The organism is Photorhabdus laumondii subsp. laumondii (genome assembly GCF_003343245.1).
In the GTDB taxonomy this organism is placed as follows: Bacteria; Pseudomonadota; Gammaproteobacteria; order Enterobacterales; family Enterobacteriaceae; genus Photorhabdus; species Photorhabdus laumondii.
In genome coordinates this window covers 4631772-4658640 of record NZ_CP024901.1, presented here as the reverse complement: position 1 = coordinate 4658640, position 26869 = coordinate 4631772, and the positions used below count along the sequence as shown (strand labels likewise).

Here is a 26869-nt window from a genome sequence, read left to right as displayed (position 1 = left end):
TTCAGGTAACAGTATTGTCTTGAGCTGTATCGTCTTGTTGTTTCCATTGCGCCAATGCATGCTGACGTTGACGTCGTAACTCATGACCAATGTCAGCACCACGTAATCCACTGTCTACAATATTTTTCACCTGAACCTGGCTGGCAACTTTGAATGCCTGTCGCAGACAATCACCTTGTGGATAGGGTGTATTTTCAAAACCGGTACGACCCCGCGCATCGGCTTCACTGATGATAATTAATTGCTCTATTCGCTGAGGCTTACGCCATGCATCAACAGCATCAAACAACTTAAGTAATGTTTTCGGCCGCAATTGAGTGACGGTATGCACTAAATCATGATATTGAGCAGCCAGTTTTGCTAAATCACGAGCAGAATTAGGAACACGCAGACGTTGACATAATTGGTCAACTAACTTAACGCCCGCTGGCCCATGTCCATAATGGTGAGGCCACTGTTCTGGTGGTGTCAACCCTTTGCCAAGATCATGGCATAGAGCAGCAAAACGACTATCGACTTCATCTGTTAATTCAGTCGCTACTTTCAGCACCATTAACGTATGAATACCGGTGTCAATCTCAGGATGCCACTTCTCTGGTGCGGGAACACCAAACAAATTATCAATTTCAGGAAACAACACTGCCAATGCACCACAATCACGTAAAACCTGAAAAAAGACCTGAGGGGAAGGGCTAGCAAGGGCTTTCTCGGTCTCTTTCCAGACACGTTCTGGTGTGAGTACTGATAACTCGCCATTGATTGCCATATTTGACATTAATGCTTGTGTTTCGGACGCGATGGTAAACCCTAAATGGGCGAAACGAGCAGCAAAACGAGCGACTCGTAATACCCTTAGCGGATCTTCAGAAAAAGCATCAGAAACATGGCGTAGAATACGATTGTTCAAATCATCAACACCATGATAAGGATCGACCAGTTCACCAGTGGGTGTTTGAGCGATCGCATTAACTGTCAGATCACGACGCTGCAAATCGTCTTCCAGTGTGACATCTGGCGCTGCATAACAAGTGAAACCCGTATATCCCAGGCCGGATTTTCTCTCAGTGCGTGCTAAGGCATACTCTTCATGGGTTTGAGGATGCAGGAACACCGGAAAATCTTTGCCAACTTGCTGATATCCCAAGGATAACAGCGCTTCTGATGTTCCACCCACAACGACCCAATCCCGCTCTTTTACAGGAAAATTTAGCAGTCGGTCACGTACTGCGCCGCCAACCAGATAGACTCTCACCTAACATGTTCCTTATTAACTCATCCAACGGTCATTACGCTTACGGCGAGGGATCATATGTGGCAGTAATAGCCCAAAGATTAAACCAGCGCCTGCAACACCACCGCCATACATAAACCATTGCAGAATGATATTACGTTGTTTGTCATCAAGTTGCAGATTTGCAGCATCAAGCTTTTTTTCTGCTACCGTCAGTTTGTTTTTTAACCTCTCATTCTCTTTTTTCAGTTCTGCAACAATGCTACTACTATTGGCAGCCTTCAGTTGCATGTCGGCAGTGCGCTGATTCCAGTTATTGTCTATATTGGCTAACTTCTCTGTCAATGTTTTCACTTCCTGTTCCAACTCAGGGAGGCGGGTGCGTAGGCTTGGTTTATTACTGAGTTGGTTAACGGGTAGCCAGACAAGGCGGCCTTTATCATCTTTAACTTGAGCGTAATTACTATCCCGATTGATGCTTATCAATGTGACTTCATCACCGGCATTCAGTGTACCGGCAATACGATACTGGTTACCCGGCCCGGCGTGTGTGTAGGTAGATAACTCATCAGATACATAGCGTTTTCCTTCCGCGTAGGTAGTGAGCGAAAAGCTGAGGCTCATTAACGCCGTGAGAAGTAAATGTAGTTTTCGCATTGTGATTTCAACCGTTTTTTATCTATGGTGAGTTTAGAATTTGATAGTAAAGAGTTAAGTTTGCTAGAGCAATCAGTAAACCAAAATGACATTTTTCTAATTGGTTGAATACGGGGCTTGTTATCTATTGAACGAAGCATTTCCTGTTAATGGCTATCATAACTTGCAGAAAAGGAAAATTTTAATTTTTTTCTTACTCATCGTAGCAAAAAGCGAAATCAAGGTAAGATGAGAGCAAAGATTGTCATCAACGGTGTAGATATGAGTGTAGAAATTGAATTAAAACTTATTGCCAAACCACAAGTTATTCCTACCATTCGCCAGCAATTATTGTTACTTCCGCATGACTATTTTTCTCCCCAAAAGTTGACCAATATCTATTTTGAAACGTCGGATAATCAACTGCGTGGTCTTGATATGGGGTTGAGGATCCGTGGTTTTGATGATCAATATGAGATGACGGTTAAAACAGCAGGTAAGGTGGTTGGCGGGTTGCATCAGCGACCGGAATATAATGTGCCATTGGCAAAGCCGGAATTGGCATTGACTCTGTTTCCACCGCACATCTGGCCTGACAACTGTGATGTGGAAGCATTGCAATCCCGTTTGAATGCATTATTCAGTACTGACTTTATGCGTGAGAAGTGGGTAGTAACTTATGGACAAAGTGAGATTGAAGTGGTGCTCGATCAGGGAGAAATTATTGCAGCCAATCGTAAGGAGCCAATCTGTGAGTTTGAACTGGAGTTAAAGCGAGGAATCATAGCCGATGTATTAGCATTGGCGGTTGAATTGGCAAAATCAAATGGCTTGCGGCAAGGAAATAGAAGCAAAGCGGCCCGTGGTTATCAATTAGCTCAGGGAAAACCAAAAGCAGTTTGGCCTTCAACTCAAGTGGAAATTGATATGCGGCAGTCATTGCCTTCGGTACTTACGTCAATATTAGCCCATTGGCAGGAGCAAGAGGAATGTTGGCTGGCCGGTTTATCAGACGGTCGAGATGGCTTAAAGCAAGTACTGACTTTGATTCAGCAGACGATCGAATATTCTAGTGAGTCGGAACAGTTGGATAACCAATTAGTTGCTATCAACCAGAAATTATTGGATATGGAAACAGAAGCTGAAACGCTATGTTATAGCTCGCTCTATTTGCAATGTAAGTTGGCACTGACTATGTGGTTAATAAATCTATGTGGTTAATAAATTTCTCCGTTTAAATAACAGGAATTCTCTATGTTGCCACTTTCAACTCCGCTTCTGGCCCAGTTACAGCGTGTGACTGAACATTTTCATCAACTGACTTTGAACGTTGAGCCTGTTGCTGCTCATGAGCAGGCCATATTATCCCTGAGCGATTTTGTTGTTGAAAACCTGCAAGCTCATCCTGAATGGTTAGTTGAGATCCGCCAACATCCACCTGAAGCGCAGGAGTGGCATCAATATACTGAATGGCTGCAACAGTTACTCGCATCAGTAGAGGATGAAAATACCCTCATGCGGGTTTTACGCCAGTTCCGTAACAAGATTCTGGTCAGAATAGCCTGGTCGCAGGCGCTACATAGCATTACGACTCAGGAGACTCTGCAACAGCTTAGTATGTTGGCTGAAACGTTGATTATTGCTGCCCGTGATTGGTTGTATCAGCGTTGTTGTCAGGATTGGGGAACGCCTTGTAATGAGCGGGGCGAACCACAACCGCTGTTGATTATCGGTATGGGAAAACTGGGCGGTGGTGAGTTGAACTTCTCTTCTGATATTGATCTGATTTTTGTCTATCCTGAAAACGGCATTACCCAAGGTGGCCGGCGTGAAATGGATAACACCCAGTTTTTTACCCGCCTGGGGCAGCATCTTATCAAAGTGCTCGATCAGCAAACTGTGGATGGTTTTGTGTATCGGGTAGATATGCGCTTGCGCCCGTTTGGTGATAGTGGCCCATTGGTGTTTAGTTTTGTTGCACTGGAAGATTACTATCAAGAGCAAGGGCGTGATTGGGAACGTTATGCGATGGTGAAAGCACGGATTATGGGTTCGGACAACCAAGCGTATGGTGAAGAGCTACGTCGAATGTTGAGACCATTTATCTTTCGCCGTTACATTGATTTCAGTGTGATTCAATCCCTGAGAAATATGAAAGGCATGATTGAACGGGAAGTGCGGCACCGTGGCTTGAAAGACAATATTAAACTGGGCGCTGGTGGTATTCGTGAAATTGAATTTATCGCCCAGGTGTTCCAACTGATTCGTGGTGGACGTGAACTGTGTTTGCAATCTCAGGCGTTGTTACCAACTCTGCAAATAATAGCGAAGTTGACGCTTTTGCAATCATTGCAGGTGAAACAACTTGCTGACGGTTACCTTTTTTTGCGGCGGTTAGAAAATCTTTTACAGTCAATTAATGATCAACAAACTCAGACTTTGCCAGAAGATGAGCTGAATCGTTCACGACTGACGTGGGGTATGGGATTTGAAAGTTGGGACGCCCTAATAATTGAATTGAACAACAAGATGAGTGCTGTTCGGGCTATTTTTACGCAATTAATTGGTGATGACAGTGATAATAGTGATGAGGAACCTAGCCATGTACCATTTAAAAGTCTGTGGCTGGAAGATCTCGAAAAAGAAGAGTTAATCATACTCGCTCCACATTTGGATGAAGAGATTGCACAGCAGATATTGCATATTATTTCTGTGTTCCGCCATGATGTGGGTAAAAGAACCATTGGCCCGCGTGGGCGCGATGTGCTCGACCATCTGATGCCACGTTTGTTGGCAAAAGTTTGTTTGCGACAAGATGCCAATAATCAAGATGTTAATAATCGAAATGTTAATATAGTGCTAGAGCGGGTTATCCCTCTGTTGTTAAGTATTGTCAGCCGTACAACTTACCTGGAACTGATACTTGAATCGGAAGCTGTACTGGCACATGTTATCCGGCTGTGTGCTGCTTCACCGATGATTGCGACTCAGCTTGCCTGTCATCCATTGTTGCTGGATGAGCTGCTTGATCCACAATTTCTGTATGAACCTTTGCCGCTGAATGCCTATAAAGATGAGTTGCGGCAATATTTGTTGCGGATACCAGAAGATGATGAAGAGCAGCAATTAGAGGCGCTCCGCCAGTTTAAGCAGGCGCAATTACTGCGGATTGCGGCGGAGGATATCACTGGCGTGTTGCCGGTGATGAAAGTCAGTGATCATCTCACTTACTTAGCAGAAGCGATTATTGAAGCGGTGGTTTTACAGGCGTGGGGGCAAATGGCAAAACGTTATGGTGTTCCATCACATCTGAGTCAGCGGCAAGGATTGGGATTTGCTGTGATTGGTTATGGTAAATTGGGCGGTTGGGAGTTGGGTTATGGTTCTGATCTTGATTTGGTTTTCTTGCTTGACTGCCCGATGGATGTGATGACTGATGGCGATCGATCGATTGATGCCCGGCAATTTTATTTGCGTCTTGCCCAACGAATTATGCACTTGTTCAGTGCTCGAACCTCCTCTGGTGTGTTGTATGACGTGGATGTCCGCCTGCGTCCTTCAGGCGAATCAGGCATGTTAGTCAGTACCATCGGTGCGTTTGCTGATTATCAGCGGAATCAAGCGTGGACTTGGGAACATCAGGCGTTGGTACGTGCTCGTATGGTATTTGGTGATGAAAACTTGCATCGGGATTTTGAGCGGATACGCCATCAGACGTTATGTACGCGACGAGAACCCGCGTTGTTACGTCAGCAGGTAAGGGAAATGCGGGAAAAGATGCATAAACATTTAGGCAGTCACCATTCAGATCAATTTGATATTAAAGCTGATCCGGGGGGTATCACCGATATCGAATTTATCGCTCAATATTTGGTGCTTCGTTATGCGGCTGAAAATGAGCGTTTGGTGCGTTGGTCGGATAATGTGCGAATTTTTCAATTAATGGCGGCTTATGAAATTATGGATGAAGATGAGGCAGCCGGATTAACGCAGGCTTACGTTTCTATGCGTGATGAACTACATCATCTGACGTTACAGACGCATTCCAGTCGAGTATCAATCCACTGTTTCAGTGAGCAGCAGGAACGGGTACGTCGTAGTTGGCAACAGTGGTTGGGTGAATAATAACGGGTTTACCGGTTTGGTGTAGGGATTTTACGGTCATATGATAATATTTGGCACCAATTTGATATCTAATATTTGGAGCAAGGGATGAAAATGACACTCCCGGATTTTCACTGTGCAGAGGTTTTAGTCGTCGGTGATGTTATGTTAGATCGCTACTGGTATGGGCCGACCAGCCGGATTTCGCCGGAAGCGCCGGTGCCTGTAGTAAAAGTCAATACCATTGAAGAGCGTCCGGGAGGCGCTGCCAACGTTGCTATGAATATTGCTGCTCTTGGGGCAAATTCACATTTAATCGGTTTGACTGGGATTGATGACGCAGCACATGCGCTGAGTGAGAAACTGCGCAGCGTCAAGGTGCGCTGTGACTTTGTTTCTGTCCCAACCCATCCGACAGTGACTAAACTGAGGGTACTTTCCCGTAATCAGCAGTTAATTCGCTTAGATTTTGAAGAGGGTTTCGATAACGTCGATGCACAGCCAATGTTTGAGCGCATTGAACAGGCGTTACCCCATATTGGAGCATTGGTTCTATCTGACTACGCCAAAGGTGCACTGAGTCAGGTTCAGGAAATGATCAAACTGGCAAATGCGGCCAAAGTCCCGGTATTAATCGATCCGAAAGGTAATGATTTTGAGCGTTATCGAGGTGCAACTTTGCTAACGCCAAATCTGTCTGAATTTGAAGCGGTCGTGGGCCACTGCAAAGATGACAATGAGTTGGTTGAGAAGGGAACTCGGCTAGTTAAGGGTTTGGATCTTCAGGCATTACTGATCACCCGTTCTGAACAGGGAATGAGTTTGCTGAGTGTTGATCAGCCACCACTGCATTTGCCTACGCAGGCGCAAGAAGTGTTTGATGTTACGGGTGCTGGCGATACAGTTATTGGTGTGTTAGCAACGGCGATTGCGGCTGGAAAGCCACTGAATGAAGCTTGTTTCCTGGCGAATGCTGCTGCGGGGGTTGTTGTTGGCAAACTGGGAACGTCGACCGTTTCGCCGATTGAACTGGAGAATGCTATCCGTGGCCGCGCTGAAACAGGTTTCGGTGTGATGACCGAATTTCAGCTTAAACAGGCTGTTGTTGATGCTCGTCAACGTGGTGAAAGGGTTGTGATGACTAATGGCTGCTTTGATATTCTGCATGCAGGTCATGTCTCTTATCTGGAGAATGCCCGTAGACTGGGTGATCGGTTAATTGTTGCTGTTAACAGTGATGCATCAACTAAACGGCTGAAAGGTGAGAGTCGTCCAGTTAATCCACTAGAACAACGAATGATTGTGTTATCTGCTCTGGGCGCGGTGGATTGGGTTGTTCCATTTGAAGAGGATACACCACAGCGATTGATTGCGGATGTTTTGCCGGATGTATTGGTAAAAGGGGGAGATTATAAACCGGAAGAAATTGCTGGTAGTGAAGAAGTTTGGGCTGCGGGCGGAGACGTCAAAGTGTTGAACTTTGAAGATGGTATTTCGACAACCAATATCATCAAGGCGATTAAAAATCAGTAAATAATGCTTTAGCTTGTCATTGAAAATAGTCAGAAGATATTACTGCATTGATCACTGTAAATTATTTATTTGATCATATTATTAGAATGAAAGTCGGGTAAGAGATGAAATCTTCCCGGCTATTTTTTTATTTAATTTGTACTTAATTGAGTGATATTTCATCATAAATAATATATACCCGTCATCTTTCAAGTTGCCTCTTTGTTGGCTGCACTCACTTACCCCGGTCATATCGTTATCTATGCTCCCGGGGATTCGCACCCTTGCCGTCGCGATGCATCTTGAAATCCATAAGGTATAGATATTTGTAATATCGTGTGCGAGTCATTTAATTAACGATACAATTATTATAATAACAATTTAAGTTAGTGTGATTTTATTATCTATTTTGTGGGGGATTTATCAGAAGAAGTGTGATGTAACAGATAGTTTTTTATCTTTGTGGCATAAAATGCTGGTCACGTAACGTCGGCTTATTCATAATGATTTCTGATGTAAATGATTTTTTAATGGAATATGTTATCTATAACTTTTACATCTTAAAGTTAGTAGATAAACGGATAAATTTTTTACGTAGGAATAAGTTCTTATGCAAGGTAAGTTGATTTTATCTTCAATTTGTTTGGCTTCGGCAATATTAGCAGGGTGTACAACTGAATCTTCTAATACCGTCCAGGTACAAAAAGTTAATTCTTATAATACAGTATATCAAGGTGTTCGTAGTCCAATTGCGATTGGTAAGTTTGAAAACCGTTCCAGTTATCAAAATGGCATTTTCTCTGATGGCGTTGATCGCCTCGGTAATCAATCTAAAACGATTTTAATCTCGCATTTACAACAGACCGGGCGCTTTACGGTGCTGGAACGCACCAATATGGCGGAACTGAAAGCAGAAGCGGGTTTACAAGGTAAATCGCAGAAGTTGAAAGGTGCTGCTTACGTTATTACTGGTGATGTGACTGAATTTGGCCGTAAAGAAGTGGGTGATCATCAGTTATGGGGCTTGTTAGGGCGTGGTAAATCACAGGTGGCTTATTCTAAAGTCATGCTAAATGTGGTGAATGTAGAAACTTCCGAAGTGGTTTTCTCTGTGGCTGGTGCAGGAGAATATAAATTATCCAACCGTGAAATTATCGGCTTTGGTGGTACCGCCAGCTATGATTCCACACTGAATGGTAAAGTATTGGATCTGGCTATTCGTGAAGCAGTAAACCGTCTGGTTGAAAGTGTTGAAACCGGTGCATGGAAACCATCTAATTAAGAAATATAGGGATATATATTCATGATATTAATGAAAAAAGCGGGCTTATTGCTGGCAGCTATGACCTTAGCGGGTTGTGTCACTCAGCCAAAAACAATTTATGAGTGGGATAAATACCAACCTACAATTTATCAGTATTATCAGCAGGATAAGATGGGGTTTGAAGAACAGTTACAGGCTTTGCAGCAGGTGATTGAAAGAGCGAAAGCCAAAGATAAGTCTGTACCGCCTGGGCTGCATGCTCAGATTGGCTTGCTTTATAGCAAAACAGGTCGTGTTTCAGAAGCATTTCATCAATTTGAAATAGAGAAAAAATTGTTCCCTGAGTCAGCGCCATTTATGGATTTTCTATTAAGTAAAAATAAAGGAACTATGCAATGAACCGTATTCTCGTCGCATTAAGTCTATTGGCGGCATTTGTGCTGACAGGATGTAGTAAATCTGTCCCTTATGATTACACTGCATTTAAAGAAAGCAAACCTAAATCTATTCTGGTTCTGCCGGCGGTAAACAAATCTCTGGAAGTTAAAGCAGGGCACAGCCTGATTTCTCATGTGACATATCCATTGGCAGAATCTGGCTATTACGTTTTTCCGGTTGCTGTTGTGGAAGAGACATTTCAGCAAAATGGTGTGACAGCGGCACAGGATGTTCAGGATATCAGTTACAAAAAATTGCATGATATTTTTGGTGCAGATTCAGCGCTCTATTTGGATATTGAAGAATATGGTACGCAATATCAGATTATCAACAGTGATACGCGTGTAACGGCTTCCGCGAAGCTGGTGGATTTGCGTAGTGGTAAACAACTGTGGCATGGTCGAGCAATGGTTTCATCAACTGAAAATCAAAGCAATTCGAATAATCTTGTTGGCATGTTGGTATCCGCCGTAGTTTCACAGATAGCTAATACCATTATGGATAAAGGTCATGAAATCGCTGGCATTACAAGTAACCGCTTACTGACAGCCGGTGGTAGTCGTAGTTTGCTGTATGGTCCACGTTCTGAGCATTACGGTAAAGAAAACCAGAAGCATTAATCTCTGATTGGTGTGGATGTGTAATGAGCAGATATCACATTCTGCTCATTATCACGGTTATTTTTATGTATGGTAATAATTACTCTTCTTTTTTTGTCGTGTTATCAGCAGATGGAACATTCTTATTCTCAAACTTCGCTTCTAGTTCACTTAAACGCTGTTCCATCGCGGTCAATTTTTCACGAGTACATAACAGAACCTGAGTTTGGATATCAAATTCTTCACGATTCACTAAATCAAGCTTGCCAAGTTGGGATTGCAAAATCATCCGTAATTTTTTTTCTACATCACCACCAAACTCTTTAACCCCTTTTGGTAAAGAATCTTGGATCTGGCGGGCAATTTGTTCAATTTTTTTGGGATCGAGCATGATGCATCCTTTTTATGACATAAATAATTTCTGAATAGTGTAATACCAGATAGTAAAACCATAAACCATTGTGAGCTAGGTTTCATATTTGATTTTGTTGATTGCCGCTGGCAAATATTAGCGTTATAGTTCACTGGCTTATCTCAGGGCGGGGTGAAAGTCCCCACCGGCGGTAAACATCAGTCCATTTTTTGAGTGGCATGGTGAAGCCCGCGAGCGCTCCGTTTGTGGTTATCTTAATGATAAAGCGGAGGTCAGCAGATCCAGTGTAATTCTGGAGCCGACGGTGATAGTCCGGATGGGAGAGAATAACGGCATCTGTCGGGCTTTGTGCTCGCCTGTTGTTCCGGCTATGGTATTCACACATGATATTAATGTTATGGCATGATGTTATAGCGAGAACTCCTCAAGACCGCCCTGATTCTGGTAATCCATAAATTTTAATGAGGTTTCTTTACCATGAATCAGACGCTACTTTCTGAATATGGCACATCATCAGAACGTGTTGAACACGCCATTAACGCTTTGCGTGATGGAAAGGGGGTGATGGTGCTGGATAATGAAGATCGTGAAAATGAAGGTGATATTATCTTTGCGGCCGAAACAATGACTGTAGAGCAAATGGCACTGACTATCCGTTATGGCAGTGGTATTGTCTGCTTATGTCTGACAGAAGAGCGCCGTCAGCAATTACAATTGCCCATGATGGTAGAAAATAACTCTAGCCCGTTCCAGACTGCATTCACCGTAACCATTGAGGCCGCTCAAGGAGTGACGACGGGGGTTTCTGCGGCTGACCGCATCACGACCATTCGTGCAGCAATTGCTGATAATGCCAAACCAAGTGATTTGAACCGTCCGGGACATGTTTTTCCACTGCGCGCTCAACCTGGTGGCGTGTTGGTTCGTCAAGGGCATACTGAGGCAGCAATTGATTTAGTCAGTTTAGCCGGATTTAAACCGGCAGGTGTATTGTGCGAATTAACCAATGATGACGGTTCAATGGCGCGTACTCTTGAAGTAGTGCAATTTGCGAAGCTACATAATATGCCGGTAGTCACTATTGAAGATCTGGTGATTTATCGCCAGGCAATAGAACAGAAAGCAAGCTGAAACCTAATTGTCCGATAACCAGATGAAATATCAGTTATAACGTACATACTTTTTAAAGTCACAGTTTGCGCAAGCTGTGGCTTTTCAGTTTTTTTGAAAAACTCCATCACCATTAGCCCACTGTTTTGCTTATCTAAAAGGCGTAACCTGTCAGCAAGTATTAAAATTACCTATATTTGGTGTGAGAGGTCATTATGAATATTTCCAGAATGCCGGCACTGTTTATTGGTCATGGCAGTCCAATGAATGTACTGGAAGAAAATCGCTATACCAATGTGTGGCGTGAACTTGGTGAAAGACTGCCTGTACCCAGAGTGATTCTGGCGATTTCTGCTCATTGGTATACCAATGGCACACTGGTAACAGCCATGACACAGCCGAAGACTATTCATGATTTTCGTGGTTTTCCACAGGAATTGTATGAAACTCAATATCCGGCTAAGGGCTCGCCTGAACTGGCCGCTTTAGTGCAAGAGATGCTGGAACCTGTGGAAGTTTATGCCGATCATCATCAGTGGGGGTTGGATCACGGAACTTGGGGAATTCTGGTTAAAATGTATCCACGGGCCAATATTCCTGTGATTCAACTGAGTATAGATGATGCCAAGCCAGCGACGTACCACTATGAATTAGGGAAAAAGCTGGCTGCTTTACGGGATGAAGGTGTTTTAATCTTGGGGAGTGGTAATGTAGTACACAATCTTCGAGCCATGAAGCGGCAAGATCCTAATGCTGAACCTTACCCGTGGGCGGAATCATTTAACCATTATGTGCGTGATAACCTTACCAGTTATGAGCAACCTTATCCTTTGATTCATGCACTGGACAGAGAAGATGGTCTATTATCGAACCCATCTCCTGAACACTTTTTACCGTTGCTGTATATCATGGGAACGTGGGATAGAAAAGAAGCGGTTTCCATTCCTGTCGATGGTATTGAGTCTGGTTCGCTGAGTATGTTGTCTGTGCAGGTTGGTTGAATTGAACGTTCTTGTTGTTATTATCCGCATTTGACATAAGAGGAGTTCATTCAACAGCACAGCCGGTTGAGTGATGCTCAGGGGGTAATTGCCCATGAATTGGGGCTTTCAAGTTGGGTTAAGCTGAAAGCCCATGTCGACGTACTGGAACAGGTCAGAATGGCTAGTCAAATTCAGAATTTAGCACCAGATCATGAACTTGTTATACTGAATATCCTTTTGTGAGGATGGTTTTTAACTAACGGTTTTCGCGGGTATGCCAAAGGTCTACAATGTAAATTGTATCGTTGGATATCTCGTAATGGACTTCGTAATCACTAAAAAGTACCTTACGTACCTCGCGGGGCTTATATCTAGGCTGAGGAATCCCTATCTTAGGTTGCAGTGCCAGATCTGTAGTGCTGATAATTAGATGGTCTAACACATTATTAGCATGTGATTTACTGTATTGACAGGCAAAATGATAGATGCGCTCCAAATCATTTTGAGCTTTAAGTGTCCAATAAACCTCCATGATTATGATTTTTTCAGCTTGGATGCAAAATTAATAACATCTGAATGATTCACAATACGGCCTGTATCGACATCCGCGAGGCCAGCCAAAATCATTTGGTGGCGATGTTCACGTTCCTCAATCATTGAGGTAAGAGCCTCTTTAATGATCCACGATTTTGAGCGGTCTAACTCTTTGGCTAAATCGTTTATGGCTGTAGCTAGTTTGATCGGTATCTGTGCGGTAATTGTCTGTTTTGCTGATATGGACATAAGAGCTTCCAATAAAAACCAATAATAGTTATTGAATACTATAGCATCAATAACGGCTGGATTCTTTATTTTTTAAGGCTTGATAGCTGACCGGTGAGACAGGGATTTTCTTGCCCATTGTGTGAAAATGCATTGATGTTTCGTCACTAAAAATTTCATTGGTTAAATTATCTTTGTGTTATATATAAAGGAATCGATTTCGTGAGCAGTCTAATAGAATGAGGTCAAAAAAGATTGTAAAGTGATGACACTAAATTTTAGCTTAAAATATGGACAGTTATAACTGCAATTTTAATATCATGAGCTACAGTACAGAGATATTTAAAAATGACGAATAAGGTTGACATTGATAGAGGTAGATTAATCTATAGGGTATATACCCAAGAAACTTCAAGATGCAGTTTTTAGCACCTGAAAATGGTCGTTAATTCTAGACATCAGCGAGTCCGCTATATCCGGTAGCGTTGTGGTGAAAAATTTGAAGACGTTGTCTCGAAATTCATGTTTATCCGCGAAATAACGGTTATTTCGAACCTGTTCATTCATGACCTTCCATAATCGTTCTATCGGGTTTAAATTTGGACTATAGGGAGGAAGGTAATGTAACTCAATATTGCTAACATAAGCCCACTCCTTCACAAGATGAGCTTTGTTGTAACCCGCTCCATCCACAATAAGGTGAATTTTTTGATGATAGTCAGGATAAGACTTTCTTATTTCATTGAAAAAACAGCAAATGTTGTAGTCGTTGATGGTCTGATATTCCTGGAACACCGTACGACCAATGGCATTCAGGTTGAGGGCACCCAATATATTCAGGCGAGTCCGGCTTCCTGTTGTTTTGACGGTTTTTTTCTCGCCTTTTCGCATCCAGCCATAACTGAGTTTGGTGCCTTGAGTCGGGTGAACAGCATCAAGAAAAAGGATGGGTTCGTCTTTCGCTGTGACTTTAAGATTCTCATAATATTCAATAAATTGTCGCTGTTTTTCTGCGTCGAATTTATGAGGGACGCCACAAGGTTTTTTATAAGAAAAACCCTGACGGTGTAGCCATTTATTCATGCCGGGAATGCTAAAGGTAATATTCCAGAGCTGAGCAACATAGGCCACGATTTCATGGGTGTGATGGAAAAGATGTTGAGATAAGTGATTGATTAAAAAATCAGTTTGTTCTCGGGAAAGCAAACTATCAGACCCTCCATTATCAGATTTAAGTTTACCTTGATTAAGGTAATCACTGATATGGCGGTCAACGGTGGTCTGATGGAGTCGCAATGCCTGGGCTATCATCACAGAACTCCACCCTTCAGAAGCCAGAAGGATCGCTTTTATTCTGTCTCGTACCTGACCATCACGAGTGGTGTCGTGAAGACGTTCAAGTTTGATTTTTTGTTCTGATGTAATAAATATTTTCATAGCGAGGATAATGATCTCCATTTCGGATAAAATCAAGCATCTTCAATGATTACGGGTATATAAGCTTATAAGAATACAACGTTTTTATCGGATTGTTGAAGGAGGAATCTTTGGCGTTGTGGCAACCTACTTTAATTCCTCCTTGGTGAGTAATTAATCCAAAATAATATGTGGGTAGAAGCGAGATAAATCTTGGGTTATTAGTTCACTGTCTTCCCGCAAACCAATACCGCAAGGCTGATCATTTACCAGCCAGCTACCAATAAGCGTATAATTGTCACCGAATTTTGGCAGTGTATGAAATTGCTGAACGATCATACCTTCTTTACCGTAAGGGCCATCAACACTGGCAATTTCCTTGCCTTTTTCAATAATACGGATATTAGCCCCTTCCCGTGAGAACAGAGGTTTAATAACATAGCTATCCATTGCCGGATAATTATCATCGGCAAAATAAGCAGGTAGCAGGTTTGGATGATTTGGAAACATCTTCCACAACATGGGTAGCAATGCTTTGTTGGAGATAATACTTTTCCACGCGGGCTCTAACCAACGAACGCCAGCATCTTCCAATTTGGTAGCGAAAATCTCACGGAACATCAATTCCCAAGGGTAGAGTTTGAATAGATTGCTGATCACCTGGTCTTTTAGATCAGTAAACTGCCCTTTTTCTCCCAGACCGATATCTTCAATAAATAAGAACTCGGTTGGAACACCGGCTTCCAGCGCACAATCTTGCAAGTATTGAACGGTACCACGATCTTCTTCCGTATCTTGACAGCAAGCCATGTGCAGTAAGCCAAAGCCATGTTCATCACGCAATTGAGCAAAGCGTTCAATCAATTGCTCTTGCATGCTGTTGAATTGATCGGCATGTGCTGGCAGTAACCCGGCATTCATCTGATCTTCTAACCAGATCCATTGGAAAAAAGCGGATTCATACAGCGAGGTTGGCGTATCAGCATTATTTTCCAACAATTTTGCCGGGCTTTTACCGTCGTAAACCAAATCCAAACGGGAATAGAGTGACGGCTGGCTGGTAATCCAGGAACTACGGACAAAATCCCAACAATGTTTTGGGATCTGAAATTTAGTCAGCAATTCTTCACTATCGACAACTTTCTCGACTACCTGCAAACACATTTGATGTAGTTCAGCGGTGGTAGCTTCGATTTCTTCAATTTGGGCAAGAGAAAATTGGTAATAAGCTTCTTCACACCAGTAAGGTTTGTCATACATGGTGTGAAAATTAAAGCCATATTCTATCGCTTTTTCATGCCAATCCGGACGTTCAGTAATAGCAATACGTTTCATCCGTGGTTAGCCTCCCACTGAACGGGATGTGGAGCCCGAAGAGGCGCTGCGTTGCATGGTTGACTGTTTGGCGACAGAGTCACCGAAGCCGCCACGGGTAATGGTTGTGGTTGTTGCTGGTTTTGGTGCCATAGCCGTTTTAGGTACTGTCATGGAACGGCCACCTGCGGTTGCAGGGCCATAGCTTTTACCTGTCGAATCAACGAATTGACCGTTTGCCGGGCTGGTAGCGGATTTGGAGCTAAACAGAGGTTGTGATGGTGCTGAGCCACCGCCCATTAGACGCCCCATCATGTAACCTGCCATCAGCGGCATCCAGAAGCTGCCGCTTTGCTGCTGCTGTGCCTGTGCTTCACCATTGGTGGAGGTACTAGAAGTAGTGGTGCCAAGGCCAGCTTGCGCCGGGGTTTGAGTACATTGTGCTTCACCAAATTCGGCAATACAGTCTTCTTTGGTGGCATATTTAGGCGCTGTTTTTTCCGCTTCTTTCAACGCATTGTTGTAAGCAGTAGTACATTGCTCACTTTGTGATGGATTGGCTTGAGAACATTCATCTGCATTCATGTAAAGAGAGACAGTTTCATCACTCTTTTCACAGGCAGATAACATGAAAACCGCACTGACAGCTATTGCCACAGGTGCAAGGCGATAGTTACGCCAAGCCTTACGGAATGTGTCGTGATTAATATCTTTGGTCCGCTTTATTGTCATCGTCGTATACCCAGATTTTAGATGTCTATGATTCTTTATGAAATAGCTTTAAGGATAGGGGAAATATGAACAAAATTAAAGCATAAACCTTCGAATTGCTAGCTTGATTTTTTGTCTGACAAAGATATGGCCGGATATTGATTATTTGGTATTCCGTTTAATCTGGTTTTAATGTTGAAAAATATCTATTTTTTAGAAAAACAGTGCCGAAATTAATATTTTATGATATTAATCTTAATCTCGTAAATTTCAGTGAATTAAAGGTGATTTAATATGTAACATGATGATGTAAGTGAATCTACTAATTATGTTTTTTACTTTATGTCTCTAGCAAATAATCTTAAATTAATAACTTTTTGTGATTATATTATTGGTATTGTATTTTCTATTTTAATTAAGGAATTAAGTAGCATGGATAAAAATCAATATTCGGAAAAATGGCAGATGCGCTTTGCATTCTTTGAACAGAATGGTGCTCCTAAAACGCCTGAGCACAAAGCTGCCATGAAAGTAGAACCCTATATGCGCCGTATATTGTTGAACATGAATTTTATTGCCTTCTTTTTTGGTTTTATTTACTTTTTTGTTTTAGGTTTATGGCGAAAGAACCTGACTTTATTTGGTGTTGGTGTTGGTGTTGGTGTTGTAGTGATAATTATATTGGAGATTATGGAAAGTGTCTTGAGTATTTATATTCCTCCTGCTGTCGACATGGGGATTAAATTTGCGTTTTCAGCAATATGGGGAACCACTGCTAACTATGCCTATTATCTGAAAGAAAAAGTGAATAGCCAGAGCTGGAATCCATTTGAAGGATTATTTTAATTTATGTGTTTTTTCATTAAGAAAAATATCTGTTTATTGTTTCAGAACCCAATTATATACCCTATGGATTTCAAGATGGATCGCGATGGCAAGGGAGTGAATCCTCGGGAGCATAGATAACGATGTGACCGGGGTGAGTGAGTGCAGCCAACAAAGAAGCAACTTGAAAGATAACGGGTATAGTTGGTTGGAAATAAAACAGCCCGCTTGATGGCGGGCCGTTAATTTAGTGGAAGTGAAAGACTGTATCAGTTACGAGCAGAAGTTACTGGGGTTCCTGTTCCCTGAACAATGCTGTTAGCGGAAGTTGAGAGCTGTTTACCTAGCGAATTATTCAGAGCAACTAAATCCTTCTCATTTAACGTACCCAGTGCATGCTGAATATTCAGTTGATTAATCAGATAATCATAGCGAGCATTGGATAGCTTCTGTTTGGCATCGTACAACTTGGTCGTGGCATTCAGTACATCAACAATGGTACGTGTGCCAACTTGATAACCCGCTTCCATTGCGTCGAGCGAGCTTTGCGCCGAAACAACAAGCTGTTTGTAGGCGTCGATACTGCTGATGGAAGCAGATATGTTGTTAAAGGAAGAACGGACAGTCTGTACCACATTGCGGTAAGTGCTCTCTAATTGTTCGCTGGCGCTGACAAAACCATATTGTGCTTGTTCAACGCGGGAACTGGTGGCACCGCCGCTATAAATTGGCAGACGAAGTGTCAGGCCAACGCTGTTTTCACCGCTATAGTTGTTTGATCTGCCTGGTGCATGATTCTGGCTATTTGAAACATTGGTAGAAGCGCCTAAATCAATAGTTGGCATATGGCCGGTTTGGGCTGCTTTGATTTGTTCACGAGCCAGATCCTGACCTAAACGAGCAGATAGTAAACTTAAATTACGTTTCTCTGCCTCTTTTAGCAGAATATCTACCGCTTCTGGCTTCTGTGTTTTGAAATGATCAATATTTAGTGAGGCTAACCGAGGGTAATAAATACCCGTGACCTGACGCAGGGCTTCCAATGCATTGTCCAGCTCATTACGGCTGGCAACTTCCTGAGCGAGTACATCATCGTAATTAGCTCGGGCGTTCTGGACATCAGTAATTGCAACCAGACCGACATTAAAACGTTGAGTCGTTTGATCCAACTGGCGGTAAATGGCCGCTTTCTGAGCTTCAATGTAGGAGAGTGTATCAATGGTGCGCAGTACTTTGAAATAAGCTGTTGCACTATCCAAGATCAGTTTTTGTTCACTGCTTTGGTAGGTAACATCAGCAATACCTGCCGTTTTTTCTTCTAAGTTCAATAGGCGCCATTTAGACATATCAAAAATGGTTTGAGTCAAACCAAGCTTTGCATTCAATGTATTGCTTTCTGTGTCACGTTGATCGCGGTAACCACTGTTATAGGCGTATCCGGTATTTAATTCCAACTGAGGTAATAATGGGCTACGGGATTCATTAATTTTTTCAAAAGCTTTATTACGTTCAGCCATTGATTTACGTAGTTCAGGGTTACCCTCTTTTGCTTGCTTATAAACTTGCAAAAGATCTTCAGCTTGACTCATCGAACTCAATCCCGTCAGGCTCATAGCGATAAAAATGGAGAGCAGTTTCTTCATTGTAATTCCTTGATTGCACAGCTATTTTGCTCGTTGTCTATCCCATTAGGCTATTTTATTTACCATGCTTTGTGATAAAGAGTGAATGCTTCAGGTGCTGCGCACAGCCTGAGTTCACTGTTCATTTACAAAAACGGCCTGCACCAATTACGCTTATTGGGATAGACTCTTACGTTGCCTTGGTGAAAAACGAAATGTTACTGATTCTAGCAGAGTATGCTATCAGCGAAAGGTAGCCGTTTGTGCCATATTGCCTTAATTTAGCTTAACTTTACACCATCAACGAGTGAATTTTTTAACTCTGCTTGATTAATATCATCTTAGTGGCTAGCAAGTAAGGAACTATTTAGGAGAATTTTATGCATAAGAAGCCGTTAACGCCAGTCATGTTGGATAAGCAGGATATAGAAATTATCGCGAAAAAAAGTTTGTACAATGGATTCTTTAAACTGACAAATTACCGTTTCCGTCATCGTCTGTTTGCCGGTGGTTGGAGTGAAGAGGTTAGCCGTGAAGTTTTTGAGCGGGGCCATGCCGGTGCATTGTTACCTTATGATCCACGTCGTGATGAGGTTGTATTGATAGAGCAGATACGTATTCCGGCAATAGAGACGAAAGCGACGCCATGGTTACTGGAAATTGTTGCCGGTATGATTGAAGAGGGCGAAGATGTCGAACAGGTGGTGCGCCGCGAAACAATGGAAGAGGCCGGAATCGAAGTTAAACGTTGCAGACCCGTGTTGAGTTATCTCTCCAGTCCCGGAGGAACAACGGAACGTATCTCTGTGATGGTGGGGGAAGTGGATGCCACGACAGCGACCGGTATTCATGGATTATCTGGTGAACATGAAGATATTCGGGTGCATGTGGTAAGTCGTGAACAAGCTTATCATTGGATGGAAGAGGGAATTATTGATAATGCTGCTTCAGTTATTGCGATACAATGGCTGGCATTACACCATGAAAAGTTAAAAAAAGAATGGAATTCAGATAATTCCTAATTTTTAACCGAGAAAAGGGAAGTGTGTGCCAGTCAGCAGATCTCTTGCGTTAAAACGAGTTATGATGCTCGTTGATGACTTATAGGACAAGGAAACCATTTGGAAAGCCAGTTTGAACTGCCTGTGGTAGAGGGAACCACAGCCAAAATATTGCAAATAACAGATACGCATCTTTTTGCCAGCAAAGAAGATACTTTATTGGGTATCAATACTTATCGCAGTTACCAAGCGGTGCTGGATGCCATCCTCAAACAAAATGCTGATATTGATTTAATCGTAGCGACAGGTGATTTGGTGCAGGATCAGTCGTTGGAAGCTTATCGACATTTTGCTGATGGTATTGCCCGTTTACCGGCACCTTGTGTCTGGTTACCCGGTAATCATGATTATCAGCCTGCGATGGTGGATGCCTTGGCGGCGGCTGGCGTTTCTCCGTCGAAACAGATTTTAGTCGGTAAGCACTGGCAACTTTTGATGCTTGATAGTCAGGTGCAGGGCGTTCCCCACGGGGAGTTGTCGGAATATCAGCTTGAATGGATGAAAAATTGCCTGGATAGGCACCCTGAACGTTACGCGGTGATCCTGCTTCATCATCATCCATTACCATCAGGTTGTACCTGGCTGGATCAGCATAGTTTGCGCAATTCACATATTCTGGCCCAGTATCTGCAAAGTTATTCACGAGTTAAGGCGATGCTTTGTGGGCATATACATCAAGAGATGGATCTGGATTGGAATGGCATCCGTATGATGGCGACACCATCAACATGTTTGCAATTCAAACCACATTGTACCAATTTTATGCTTGATACTGTTGCTCCGGGATGGCGTTATCTCGAATTGTCTGTTGCCGATAATGGCGAATTTGGTTTGACAACTCAGGTCTATAGACTGGCAAGTAATGAGTTCTGCCCTGATTTAGATTCGGATGGATATTAGGTTGTGTTTGTCTCTTTGTGTTGCTGTGTTACTCTCTGCTTATTGGATTTGCCAAGCCTCACCATCTGTGGTGTGTCGCACAGGAGCATAGTGGCCAGTGGTATTGCACAATTGAGGGGCTCGGTCTGATGTCAACCTTACTCTATTTGCACGGTTTTAATAGTTCCCCGCAGTCTGCAAAAGCCAATGCCTTAAAAGCGTGGCTGTATCAGCATCATCCTGACATTGACATGCTGGTGCCTCAGTTACCCCCTTATCCTGAAGAAGCGGCTGAGCTGCTCGAAAATCTGGTGATGGAGCATGCCGGGGATGATTTGGGTATCGTTGGCTCTTCTCTCGGTGGTTATTTAGCGATATGGCTTTCACAATGTTTCAGCTTGCCCGCTGTGGTCGTTAATCCAGCCGTGCGTCCGTTTGAATTACTGCGGGATTATCTTGGGGAAAATATTAACCCTTATACAAACCAACGATATACGTTGGAATCGCGCCATATTCATGATCTCAAAAGCATGTGGATTGAACCATTGGAGTCACCGGATCTTATCTGGTTATTGCAACAAACCGGAGATGAGGTGCTGGATTACCGCCAGGCGGTTGCTTATCTGGTATTATGTAAGCAAACTATTGAATCTGGTGGTAATCATGCCTTTATCGGATTTGAACACTATTTCCCACAAATCATCAACTTTCTTGGGCTTTCTAGTGATGGCGAGAAAAAACTTGCCAAAAATGTTTGAACGACTGGTATTATCAACAGTATACAAAACTGATTAGCCCTTTAATCAAGAAGCAACCAACAGAATTACAACATGACTCAATCTAGTTACAACGCAGATGCCATTGAAGTTCTCAGTGGTCTGGAACCGGTTCGCCGTCGTCCGGGAATGTACACTGATACAACGCGTCCGAACCATTTGGCACAGGAAGTGATCGATAACAGCGTGGATGAAGCTTTGGCAGGTCACGCTAAACATATTGAAGTGATCCTTCATAGCGATCAGTCACTGGAGGTCATTGATGATGGCCGCGGCATGCCGGTTGATATTCATCCAGAAGAAGGCGTTTCAGCGGTTGAGTTGATCCTGAGCCGCTTACATGCCGGTGGTAAATTTTCGAATAAAAACTATCAGTTTTCTGGTGGTCTCCACGGTGTGGGGATCTCGGTGGTTAACGCTTTGTCCAAGCGGATTGAGGTCACCGTTCGCCGTGACAGTCAGATTTATCAGATTGCTTTTGAGAATGGCGATAAAGTGCAGGAGCTGACAGTAATAGGAAGTTGTGGTAAACGCAACACTGGTACCGGTGTTCACTTCTGGCCTGACGAAAGTTTCTTTGATAGCCCTCGTTTCTCTGTTTCCCGCTTGACCCATTTGCTGAAAGCGAAAGCCGTTTTATGTCCGGGAGTGGAAATTGTTTTTAAAGACAAGATCAACGGTACTGAACAGAAATGGTGTTATGCCGATGGTCTGACCGACTATTTGATGGCTGCGGTTAATGGCCTGACAACATTGCCGGCTGCGCCTTTTGTCGGTACTTTCAGTGGTGCAACCGAAGCGGTTGACTGGGCGTTACTCTGGTTGCCGGAAGGGGGAGAGCTACTGGCTGAAAGTTATGTCAACCTCATCCCAACGATGCAGGGGGGAACACATGTAAACGGGTTGCGTCAGGGGTTACTGGATGCGATGCGTGAATTTTGCGAATTTCGCAATATCTTGCCACGTGGTGTGAAGCTTGCTGCCGATGATATCTGGGATCGCTGTACTTATGTTCTGTCGGTAAAAATGCAGGATCCGCAATTTGCTGGTCAGACGAAAGAACGCCTCTCTTCGCGCCAATCTGCTGCTTTTGTTTCTGGTGTTGTCAAAGATGCTTTCAGCTTATGGTTAAACCAGAATGTTCAGGAAGCAGAGCAGTTGGCTGAACTGGCGATCGCTAGCGCACAACGTAGAATGCGTGCAGCGAAAAAGGTTGTGCGTAAAAAACTGACCAGTGGCCCAGCATTACCGGGAAAACTGGCTGACTGTACATCACAGGATCTCAATTTTACCGAACTGTTTCTGGTAGAAGGAGATTCTGCGGGGGGATCGGCAAAACAGGCGCGTGACCGTGAATATCAAGCCATTATGCCGCTGAAAGGGAAGATTCTGAATACCTGGGAAGTTTCTTCAGATGAAGTGTTGGCATCACAGGAAGTCCATGATATCTCTGTCGCGATTGGTATCGACCCGGATAGCCACGATCTCAGTCAGTTGCGTTATGGCAAAATCTGTATTCTGGCGGATGCAGACTCAGATGGTTTGCATATTGCGACGCTATTGTGTGCCCTGTTTGTCCGCCATTTCCCAACATTGGTTAAGAACGGCCATGTTTATATGGCAATGCCGCCTCTATATCGTATTGATCTAGGTAAAGAAGTGTATTACGCATTGGATGAAGAGGAAAAAAGTGCGGTGTTGGATCGTCTAAGCCGCAAACGGGGTAAGCCTAACGTACAGCGCTTTAAAGGATTGGGTGAGATGAATCCCATGCAACTGCGTGAAACAACGTTAGACCCGAATACCCGTCGTCTGGTGCAGTTGACTATCGATGATGAAAACTACCAGGAAACCTTCTCTATGATGGATATGCTTCTAGCGAAGAAGCGTTCAGAAGATCGCCGTAACTGGCTGCAAGAGAAGGGCGATACGGTAGACATTGAAGTGTAACACCCACAGGGATAGTCAAAAGATTCTGAGGAAATTAACGAATGAGTGAGATAACTCACGATGGAGTGGAGCGTTTGCCGCTCCACTCATTTACTGAAACCGCCTACCTGAACTACTCCATGTACGTCATCATGGATAGGGCGTTGCCTTTTATCGGTGACGGTTTGAAACCGGTTCAGCGCCGTATTGTTTATGCCATGTCAGAACTGGGATTGAACAATACCGCCAAATTTAAGAAATCCGCCCGTACCGTGGGTGATGTACTGGGTAAATACCATCCGCATGGTGATGGTGCTTGTTATGAAGCTATGGTGTTAATGGCGCAGCCATTTTCTTACCGCTATCCTTTAGTGGATGGGCAAGGAAACTGGGGAGCGCCGGATGATCCCAAATCTTTCGCCGCGATGCGTTATACCGAGTCTCGCCTGTCCAAATATGCCGAGTTGCTGTTGGCTGAGTTAGGCCACGGTACCGTTGATTGGGTGCCAAACTTTGACGGCACATTGCAGGAACCGAAAATGCTGCCGGCGCGTTTGCCAAATATTTTGCTGAATGGCACCACCGGTATTGCGGTGGGGATGGCGACAGATATTCCGCCCCATAATGCGCGTGAAGTGGTGAATGCACTGGTTATGCTGCTGGATAAGCCACAGAGTTCCCTTGATGATCTGATGGAACACGTTAAAGGTCCTGATTATCCGACTGAAGCGGAGATCATCACTTCTCACGAAGATATCCGTAAGATTTATAAAAATGGCCGTGGTTCGGTACGGATGCGAGCTGTTTGGTCAAAAGAAGATGGCAATGTTGTGATCACTGCGCTGCCGCATCAGGTTTCTGGTGCCAAAGTGTTGGAACAGATCGCTAACCAAATGCGGGCTAAAAAGCTGCCTATGGTTGATGACTTACGAGATGAATCTGATCATGAAAATCCAACTCGTCTGGTTATTGTCCCTCGCACAAACCGGGTTGATTTGGAGCAGGTGATGAATCATCTGTTTGCCACTACCGATTTGGAAAAGAGTTATCGCGTTAACCTGAACATGATCGGGTTGGATAACCGTCCGACCGTGAAAGGGCTGGTTGAGATCCTCTCCGAATGGTTGGTATTCCGCCGGGAAACCGTTCGTAAACGTCTGAACCATCGTCTGGAAAAAGTTCTTAAGCGCCTGCATGTGCTGGAAGGCTTACTGATCGCATTTCTCAATATTGATGAAGTCATTCACATTATCCGTAGTGAAGATGAGCCAAAACCAGTATTAATGTCACGTTTTGGTTTAAGTGAGACGCAAACGGAAGCCATTCTTGAGCTGAAATTACGCCACTTAGCTAAACTGGAAGAGGTAAAAATCCGTGGCGAACAGAGCGAACTGGCAAAAGAGCGTGATAAGTTACAGGCGATTCTGAGTTCTGAGCGCAAACTGAATACCCTGTTGAAGAAAGAGATCATGGCTGATGCGGCCACTTATGGTGATGAGCGTCGTTCTCCAATGAGAGAACGTGATGAAGCCAAAGCGATGAGTGAGCATGACATCACGCCTTCTGAGCCGGTGACAATCGTATTGTCCGAGATGGGTTGGGTTCGTAGTGCGAAAGGTCACGATATTGATCCGGCCGGTCTGAATTACAAAGCAGGTGATAGCTTCCGTGGTGCGGCTCGTGGTAAGAGCAATCAGCCGGTTGTGTTTATTGATACAACAGGTCGCAGTTACTCGCTTGATCCGCGGGATTTACCTTCTGCCAGAGGGCAGGGGGAACCACTAACGGGTAAATTGACTGTACCCGCAGGGGCAACGGTAGAACATGTACTGATGGCACCGGATGAACAGCAGTTTCTGATGGTCTCTGATGCTGGTTATGGTTTTATCTGTACTTTTAGTGATTTGGTTGCTAAAAACCGAGCAGGTAAGGCACTGATTACATTGCCGGAAAATGCTCGCGTCATGACGCCGCTGGAAATAAATAATCCGCAGGATGATATGTTGTTGGCAATTACCCGCGCAGGCCGGATGTTAATGTTCCCGGTTGCAGATTTGCCGCAACTTTCTAAAGGGAAAGGGAATAAGATAATTTCTGTTCAGTCAGCCGCAGAAAATGACCTGTTGAGTTGGTTATTGATACTACCGCCACAATCGTCTATTACACTTTACTTTGGAAAGCGTAAATTGACGCTGCGTCCTGAAGATCTTCAGAAATTCCGAGGAGAACGTGGTCGTAAGGGAACGTCTCTACCTCGTGGGTTGCAGCGTATTGAACGGGTACAGGTTGAGACTCCACCTTCTGCTACTAATACTAACGTAACTAAATAGTGGGATTAAATAAGAGGCGGCTATGTTAGCAATTATTCGCGGCATTATTGTTATTCTGTTTTCGATTGTAGTGTGTGTCTCTGGTGCTATTTACTGCTTATTCAGGCCACGTCATCCTGACCATGTTATGGTGTTTGGGAATATGTTTGGTCGGTTGTCGAAAATATTTGGCGTCAAAATTATTGAGCGTATTCCTGCTGAAGCTAAGCATTATGGTCCGAGTATCTACATTGGCAACCACCAAAACAACTATGACATGATAACTATGTCCAATGCGGTTCAGCCGGGCACAGTGACAGTAGGTAAAAAAACGTTGGTGCTGATCCCATTTTTTGGTCAGCTTTATTGGTTGGCAGGTAATATCCTGATTGATCGTGCTAACCGTGCTAAAGCACATGGCACGATTGCTCAGGTTGTGGAGCAGATTAAAAATCGTCATCTTTCTGTTTGGATGTTTCCGGAAGGGACACGTAGTCGTGGTCGTGGTTTGTTGCCATTTAAAACTGGCGCTTTCCATGCTGCGATCTCTGCGGGAGTGCCGATTGTCCCGGTCTGCGTTTCTTCTATCACTAATGGACGTATTAAGCTGAATCGCTGGAATAATGGTCCCGTCATTGTTGAAATGTTGCCTCCCATTGATACTTCTGGCTATACCAAAGAGCAGGTGCGTGAGCTGGCAGAATATTGTCATAAAGTGATGAAAGCTAAAATAGATGCATTGGATGAAGAGTTGGCTGCAATGGAGAAATAGGGTAAGTATTCATAATAGGTTGTTTGGAGCCACTCTTTTATAATAAAGTGCGGGTCTAACCAAGGCGATAGCTGTTAAGCGTACTTTAATCCTCACATATTTAGCATATGTGAGGATTTTTGTTCGTTGTCCATGACCACAATTTATTATTAGTCGGAAATGACATGTACTGATGCTGATCGGGAAAGATTCGTGTAATGCATTCAGATAGTTTAATTCCCACCATATTCGCGTTATGATGAG

General features: G+C 43.6%; 25 protein-coding genes and 1 riboswitch. Of the genes, 16 read left to right on the top strand and 9 right to left on the bottom strand.

The window, feature by feature from the left end; genetic code table 11:
* Position 1: 1 nt before the first annotated feature.
* Complete coding sequence (locus tag PluTT01m_RS20435; RefSeq protein ID WP_011148105.1) at positions 2–1252, bottom strand: multifunctional CCA addition/repair protein; 1251 nt, start codon at positions 1250–1252, stop codon at positions 2–4.
* Positions 1253–1267: 15 nt separating this feature from the next.
* On the bottom strand, positions 1268–1888 hold the full coding sequence (locus PluTT01m_RS20430) for a TIGR04211 family SH3 domain-containing protein (RefSeq protein WP_011148104.1): 621 nt from the start codon (positions 1886–1888) through the stop codon (positions 1268–1270).
* Between the two features lie 261 nt (positions 1889–2149).
* Between PluTT01m_RS20430 and PluTT01m_RS20425 the strand changes: the two genes are divergently transcribed.
* The 6 genes from PluTT01m_RS20425 to PluTT01m_RS20400 all read left to right on the top strand — a co-directional run bounded on the left by PluTT01m_RS20425 (position 2150) and on the right by PluTT01m_RS20400 (position 9805).
* A complete protein-coding gene (locus PluTT01m_RS20425; RefSeq protein WP_011148103.1) occupies positions 2150–3088 on the top strand; it encodes a CYTH domain-containing protein in 939 nt (312 codons plus the stop codon).
* A 33-nt stretch (positions 3089–3121) separates the two neighbouring features.
* Positions 3122–5992 carry a bifunctional [glutamate--ammonia ligase]-adenylyl-L-tyrosine phosphorylase/[glutamate--ammonia-ligase] adenylyltransferase gene (glnE, locus tag PluTT01m_RS20420; protein ID WP_011148102.1) on the top strand — a complete coding sequence of 957 codons (2871 nt, stop codon included), beginning with the start codon at positions 3122–3124 and terminating at the stop codon, positions 5990–5992.
* Between the two features lie 87 nt (positions 5993–6079).
* Entirely contained in the window at positions 6080–7504 is a 1425-nt protein-coding gene (gene hldE / locus PluTT01m_RS20415; protein WP_011148101.1) for a bifunctional D-glycero-beta-D-manno-heptose-7-phosphate kinase/D-glycero-beta-D-manno-heptose 1-phosphate adenylyltransferase HldE, read from the top strand.
* A 589-nt stretch (positions 7505–8093) separates the two neighbouring features.
* Positions 8094–8765, top strand: coding sequence for a CsgG/HfaB family protein (locus PluTT01m_RS20410; RefSeq protein WP_011148100.1), 672 nt, complete (start codon positions 8094–8096; stop codon positions 8763–8765).
* Positions 8766–8786: 21 nt separating this feature from the next.
* Entirely contained in the window at positions 8787–9146 is a 360-nt protein-coding gene (locus PluTT01m_RS20405) for a DUF4810 domain-containing protein (protein ID WP_011148099.1), read from the top strand.
* On the top strand, positions 9143–9805 hold the full coding sequence (locus tag PluTT01m_RS20400; protein ID WP_011148098.1) for a DUF799 domain-containing protein: 663 nt from the start codon (positions 9143–9145) through the stop codon (positions 9803–9805). Before PluTT01m_RS20405 ends, PluTT01m_RS20400 begins: the two co-directional genes overlap by 4 nt.
* Positions 9806–9884: 79 nt before the next feature.
* Here the strand turns inward: PluTT01m_RS20400 and ubiK are convergent, their stop codons facing one another.
* Positions 9885–10175 carry a ubiquinone biosynthesis accessory factor UbiK gene (ubiK, locus tag PluTT01m_RS20395; protein ID WP_011148097.1) on the bottom strand — a complete coding sequence of 97 codons (291 nt, stop codon included), beginning with the start codon at positions 10173–10175 and terminating at the stop codon, positions 9885–9887.
* A gap of 136 nt (positions 10176–10311) precedes the next feature.
* Positions 10312–10489, top strand: a riboswitch (FMN riboswitch).
* Positions 10490–10634: 145 nt separating this feature from the next.
* Between ubiK and ribB the strand changes: the two genes are divergently transcribed.
* The 3 genes from ribB to PluTT01m_RS27015 all read left to right on the top strand — a co-directional run bounded on the left by ribB (position 10635) and on the right by PluTT01m_RS27015 (position 12493).
* The gene (ribB, locus tag PluTT01m_RS20390; protein WP_011148096.1) at positions 10635–11288 is read left to right on the top strand and encodes a 3,4-dihydroxy-2-butanone-4-phosphate synthase; all 654 of its coding nucleotides are present in this window, start codon (positions 10635–10637) and stop codon (positions 11286–11288) included.
* A gap of 194 nt (positions 11289–11482) precedes the next feature.
* Positions 11483–12268 carry a 4,5-DOPA-extradiol-dioxygenase gene (gene ygiD, locus PluTT01m_RS20385; RefSeq protein WP_011148095.1) on the top strand — a complete coding sequence of 262 codons (786 nt, stop codon included), beginning with the start codon at positions 11483–11485 and terminating at the stop codon, positions 12266–12268.
* A 66-nt stretch (positions 12269–12334) separates the two neighbouring features.
* Positions 12335–12493, top strand: coding sequence for a hypothetical protein (locus PluTT01m_RS27015; RefSeq protein WP_011148094.1), 159 nt, complete (start codon positions 12335–12337; stop codon positions 12491–12493).
* Positions 12494–12506: 13 nt separating this feature from the next.
* Here the strand turns inward: PluTT01m_RS27015 and PluTT01m_RS20380 are convergent, their stop codons facing one another.
* The 5 genes from PluTT01m_RS20380 to PluTT01m_RS20360 all read right to left on the bottom strand — a co-directional run bounded on the left by PluTT01m_RS20380 (position 12507) and on the right by PluTT01m_RS20360 (position 16474).
* Complete coding sequence (locus PluTT01m_RS20380; protein WP_011148093.1) at positions 12507–12782, bottom strand: type II toxin-antitoxin system RelE/ParE family toxin; 276 nt, start codon at positions 12780–12782, stop codon at positions 12507–12509.
* A gap of 2 nt (positions 12783–12784) precedes the next feature.
* Complete coding sequence (locus PluTT01m_RS20375; protein WP_036778328.1) at positions 12785–13033, bottom strand: CopG family ribbon-helix-helix protein; 249 nt, start codon at positions 13031–13033, stop codon at positions 12785–12787.
* 390 nt (positions 13034–13423) lie between these two features.
* Entirely contained in the window at positions 13424–14449 is a 1026-nt protein-coding gene (locus tag PluTT01m_RS20370; RefSeq protein ID WP_011146066.1) for an IS630-like element ISPlu3 family transposase, read from the bottom strand.
* 153 nt (positions 14450–14602) lie between these two features.
* Positions 14603–15763 carry a glutathionylspermidine synthase family protein gene (locus PluTT01m_RS20365; protein WP_011148091.1) on the bottom strand — a complete coding sequence of 387 codons (1161 nt, stop codon included), beginning with the start codon at positions 15761–15763 and terminating at the stop codon, positions 14603–14605.
* Positions 15764–15769: 6 nt separating this feature from the next.
* Complete coding sequence (locus tag PluTT01m_RS20360) at positions 15770–16474, bottom strand: DUF1190 family protein (protein WP_011148090.1); 705 nt, start codon at positions 16472–16474, stop codon at positions 15770–15772.
* A gap of 411 nt (positions 16475–16885) precedes the next feature.
* On the opposite strand from PluTT01m_RS20360, the gene PluTT01m_RS20355 reads away from it, so the two are divergent.
* Positions 16886–17299, top strand: coding sequence for a DUF2628 domain-containing protein (locus PluTT01m_RS20355; protein WP_011148089.1), 414 nt, complete (start codon positions 16886–16888; stop codon positions 17297–17299).
* A 248-nt stretch (positions 17300–17547) separates the two neighbouring features.
* Here PluTT01m_RS20355 and tolC read toward each other — a convergent pair whose 3' ends face one another.
* Positions 17548–18921: an outer membrane channel protein TolC gene (gene tolC, locus PluTT01m_RS20350; RefSeq protein WP_011148088.1), complete on the bottom strand. Its 1374-nt coding sequence runs from the start codon at positions 18919–18921 to the stop codon at positions 17548–17550.
* Positions 18922–19280: 359 nt separating this feature from the next.
* Here tolC and nudF point away from each other — a divergent pair, with 359 nt between their 5' ends.
* From nudF to PluTT01m_RS20320, 6 genes are all read left to right on the top strand, one after another.
* A complete protein-coding gene (gene nudF / locus PluTT01m_RS20345) occupies positions 19281–19922 on the top strand; it encodes an ADP-ribose diphosphatase (protein ID WP_011148087.1) in 642 nt (213 codons plus the stop codon).
* Between the two features lie 99 nt (positions 19923–20021).
* Positions 20022–20861, top strand: coding sequence for a 3',5'-cyclic-AMP phosphodiesterase (gene cpdA / locus PluTT01m_RS20340; protein WP_011148086.1), 840 nt, complete (start codon positions 20022–20024; stop codon positions 20859–20861).
* 128 nt (positions 20862–20989) lie between these two features.
* Entirely contained in the window at positions 20990–21598 is a 609-nt protein-coding gene (yqiA, locus tag PluTT01m_RS20335) for an esterase YqiA (RefSeq protein WP_011148085.1), read from the top strand.
* A 72-nt stretch (positions 21599–21670) separates the two neighbouring features.
* A complete protein-coding gene (gene parE, locus PluTT01m_RS20330; RefSeq protein ID WP_011148084.1) occupies positions 21671–23566 on the top strand; it encodes a DNA topoisomerase IV subunit B in 1896 nt (631 codons plus the stop codon).
* A gap of 41 nt (positions 23567–23607) precedes the next feature.
* The gene (gene parC, locus PluTT01m_RS20325) at positions 23608–25875 is read left to right on the top strand and encodes a DNA topoisomerase IV subunit A (RefSeq protein ID WP_011148083.1); all 2268 of its coding nucleotides are present in this window, start codon (positions 23608–23610) and stop codon (positions 25873–25875) included.
* A gap of 22 nt (positions 25876–25897) precedes the next feature.
* On the top strand, positions 25898–26626 hold the full coding sequence (locus tag PluTT01m_RS20320; protein WP_011148082.1) for a 1-acylglycerol-3-phosphate O-acyltransferase: 729 nt from the start codon (positions 25898–25900) through the stop codon (positions 26624–26626).
* The last annotated feature ends 243 nt before the right edge of the window (positions 26627–26869 follow it).

Coding starts and splice junctions, on each gene's coding strand:
- PluTT01m_RS20430 (WP_011148104.1), bottom strand. CDS start 1,888: ATGCGAAAACTACATTTACTTCTCACGGCGTTAATGAGCCTCAGCTTT.
- PluTT01m_RS20425 (WP_011148103.1), top strand. CDS start 2,150: ATGAGTGTAGAAATTGAATTAAAACTTATTGCCAAACCACAAGTTATT.
- glnE (WP_011148102.1), top strand. CDS start 3,122: ATGTTGCCACTTTCAACTCCGCTTCTGGCCCAGTTACAGCGTGTGACT.
- hldE (WP_011148101.1), top strand. CDS start 6,080: ATGAAAATGACACTCCCGGATTTTCACTGTGCAGAGGTTTTAGTCGTC.
- PluTT01m_RS20410 (WP_011148100.1), top strand. CDS start 8,094: ATGCAAGGTAAGTTGATTTTATCTTCAATTTGTTTGGCTTCGGCAATA.
- PluTT01m_RS20405 (WP_011148099.1), top strand. CDS start 8,787: ATGATATTAATGAAAAAAGCGGGCTTATTGCTGGCAGCTATGACCTTA.
- PluTT01m_RS20400 (WP_011148098.1), top strand. CDS start 9,143: ATGAACCGTATTCTCGTCGCATTAAGTCTATTGGCGGCATTTGTGCTG.
- ubiK (WP_011148097.1), bottom strand. CDS start 10,175: ATGCTCGATCCCAAAAAAATTGAACAAATTGCCCGCCAGATCCAAGAT.
- ribB (WP_011148096.1), top strand. CDS start 10,635: ATGAATCAGACGCTACTTTCTGAATATGGCACATCATCAGAACGTGTT.
- ygiD (WP_011148095.1), top strand. CDS start 11,483: ATGAATATTTCCAGAATGCCGGCACTGTTTATTGGTCATGGCAGTCCA.
- PluTT01m_RS20380 (WP_011148093.1), bottom strand. CDS start 12,782: ATGGAGGTTTATTGGACACTTAAAGCTCAAAATGATTTGGAGCGCATC.
- PluTT01m_RS20375 (WP_036778328.1), bottom strand. CDS start 13,033: ATGTCCATATCAGCAAAACAGACAATTACCGCACAGATACCGATCAAA.
- PluTT01m_RS20370 (WP_011146066.1), bottom strand. CDS start 14,449: ATGAAAATATTTATTACATCAGAACAAAAAATCAAACTTGAACGTCTT.
- PluTT01m_RS20365 (WP_011148091.1), bottom strand. CDS start 15,763: ATGAAACGTATTGCTATTACTGAACGTCCGGATTGGCATGAAAAAGCG.
- PluTT01m_RS20360 (WP_011148090.1), bottom strand. CDS start 16,474: ATGACAATAAAGCGGACCAAAGATATTAATCACGACACATTCCGTAAG.
- PluTT01m_RS20355 (WP_011148089.1), top strand. CDS start 16,886: ATGGATAAAAATCAATATTCGGAAAAATGGCAGATGCGCTTTGCATTC.
- tolC (WP_011148088.1), bottom strand. CDS start 18,921: ATGAAGAAACTGCTCTCCATTTTTATCGCTATGAGCCTGACGGGATTG.
- nudF (WP_011148087.1), top strand. CDS start 19,281: ATGCATAAGAAGCCGTTAACGCCAGTCATGTTGGATAAGCAGGATATA.
- yqiA (WP_011148085.1), top strand. CDS start 20,990: ATGTCAACCTTACTCTATTTGCACGGTTTTAATAGTTCCCCGCAGTCT.
- parE (WP_011148084.1), top strand. CDS start 21,671: ATGACTCAATCTAGTTACAACGCAGATGCCATTGAAGTTCTCAGTGGT.
- parC (WP_011148083.1), top strand. CDS start 23,608: ATGAGTGAGATAACTCACGATGGAGTGGAGCGTTTGCCGCTCCACTCA.
- PluTT01m_RS20320 (WP_011148082.1), top strand. CDS start 25,898: ATGTTAGCAATTATTCGCGGCATTATTGTTATTCTGTTTTCGATTGTA.